The sequence below is a fragment of the Burkholderia sp. LMU1-1-1.1 genome, from assembly GCF_040675865.1.
In the GTDB taxonomy this organism is placed as follows: Bacteria; Pseudomonadota; Gammaproteobacteria; order Burkholderiales; family Burkholderiaceae_D; genus Rugamonas.
The window spans coordinates 1-2065 of the sequence record NZ_JBEGHG010000037.1 but is presented as its reverse complement, the minus strand read 5'-3'; the positions used below and the strand labels follow the sequence as shown (position 1 = coordinate 2065).

The 2065-nt window shown below is 74.6% G+C and carries 2 protein-coding genes; both read left to right on the top strand.

Annotated features, from left to right (window positions below; genetic code table 11):
• A partial coding sequence (locus tag MRBLMU1_RS23445; protein ID WP_363506558.1) for an HlyD family secretion protein occupies nucleotides 1–483 on the top strand: 483 nt, incomplete at its 5' end.
• A partial coding sequence (locus MRBLMU1_RS23440; protein WP_363506555.1) for an ATP-binding cassette domain-containing protein occupies nucleotides 480–2065 on the top strand: 1586 nt, incomplete at its 3' end. The genes MRBLMU1_RS23445 and MRBLMU1_RS23440, both read left to right, overlap by 4 nt.

The window sequence follows — 2065 nt, the reverse complement described above, 5'->3', positions numbered from 1 at the left end:
GCGGCCGCGCGCGCCACCGTCGAGCGCATCGGCGTCGACCTGGCCGACAGCGCGCTGACGGCGCCGCGCGCCGGCCGCGTGCAATACCGCATCGCCCAGCCGGGCGAGGTGCTGGCCGGCGGCGGCAAGGTGCTCAACCTGGTCGACCTGGGCGACGTCTACATGACCTTCTTCGTGCCCGAGCAGGCCGCCGGCAAGCTGGCGCTGGGCGCGCCGGTGCGCGTGGTGCTCGACGCCGCGCCCCGGTACGTGATCCCGGCGCGCATCTCGTTCGTCGCCAGCACCGCCCAGTTCACGCCCAAGACGGTGGAGACGGCCAGCGAGCGCCAGAAGCTGATGTTCCGCGTCAAGGCGCAGATCGACCCGGCGCTGCTGCGCAAGCACCTGACCCTGGTCAAGACCGGCCTGCCCGGCGTGGCCTGGGTGCGCCTGGACGGCCAGACCCCGTGGCCGCCCGAACTGGAAGTAAGGGTGCCGCAGTGAGCCAGGGCGGGGGCGGCGCCGCCGACGAACCCTGCGTGGCCGAGCTGCGCGGCGTCGAACTGCGCTACGGCAAGACCGTCGCGCTGGCCGGCGTCGACCTGGCGCTGCCGGCCGGCCGCATGGTCGGCCTGATCGGCCCGGACGGGGTCGGCAAGTCGAGCCTGCTGTCGCTGCTGGCCGGCGCCCGCGCGCTGCAGCAAGGCGAGGTGCGCGTGCTCGGCGGCGACATGCGCGCGCGGCGCCACCGCGACGCCGTCTGCCCGCGCATCGCCTACATGCCGCAGGGGCTGGGGCGCAACCTGTACCCGACCCTGTCGGTCGAGGAGAACCTGCAGTTCTTCGGGCGCCTGTTCGGCCACGACGCGCCGGCGCGGCGGCGCCGCATCGACCAGCTCACCGCCGGCACCGGCCTGGCGCCGTTCCTGGCGCGGCCGGCCGGCAAGCTGTCGGGCGGCATGAAGCAGAAGCTGGGCCTGTGCTGCGCGCTGATCCACGATCCCGACCTGCTGATCCTCGACGAGCCCACCACCGGCGTCGATCCGCTGTCGCGCGCGCAGTTCTGGGACCTGATCGACGCCATCCGCGGCCAGCGCCCCGGCATGAGCGTGGTGGTGGCCACCGCCTACATGGACGAGGCCGAGCGCTTCGACTGGCTGGTGGCGATGGACGCCGGCCGCGTGCTGGCCACCGGCGCGCCGGCGGCGCTGCGCGCGCGCAGCGCCGCGCCCACCCTGGAGGCGGCCTTCATCGCGCTGCTGCCGGCGGCGCGCCGCGCCGGCCACCAGGCCGTCAAGGTGCCGCCGTTCGAGGGCGCCGGCGGCGACGTCGCCATCGAGGCGCGCGGGCTGACGATGCGCTTCGGCGACTTCGTGGCCGTCGACCACGTCGATTTCCGCATCGGCCGCGGCGAGATCTTCGGCTTCCTCGGCTCGAACGGCTGCGGCAAGTCGACCACGATGAAAATGCTCACCGGGCTGCTGCCGGCGAGCGCGGGCGAGGCGATGCTGTTCGGCGCCCGGGTCGACGCCGGCGACATGGCGACCCGGCGCCGGGTCGGCTACATGTCGCAGGCGTTCTCGCTGTACGGCGAACTGAGCGTGGCGCAGAACCTGGTGCTGCACGCCCGCCTGTTCAGCGTGCCCGAGGCCGAGATCGGCGCGCGCGTGGCCGACATGGCGGCGCGCTTCGGCCTGACGGACGCGCTCGACACGCTGCCCGAGCAACTGCCGCTGGGCGTGCGCCAGCGCCTGTCGCTGGCGGTGGCGATGGTGCACCGGCCCGAGCTGCTCATCCTCGACGAGCCCACCTCCGGCGTCGACCCGGTGGCGCGCGACCTGTTCTGGCGCCTGATGATCGACCTGGCGCGCCGCGACCGGGTGACGATCTTCATCTCCACCCACTTCATGAACGAGGCCGAGCGCTGCGACCGCATCTCGCTGATGCACGCCGGGCGCGTGCTCGTCAGCGCCGCCCCGGCCGCGCTGGTGGCCGCGCGCGGCGCCGCCACGCTCGAGCAGGCCTTCATCGGCTACCTGCGCGAGGCCGGCGGCGCGGAGGCCCCCGCGCCGGTCCCGGACACGCC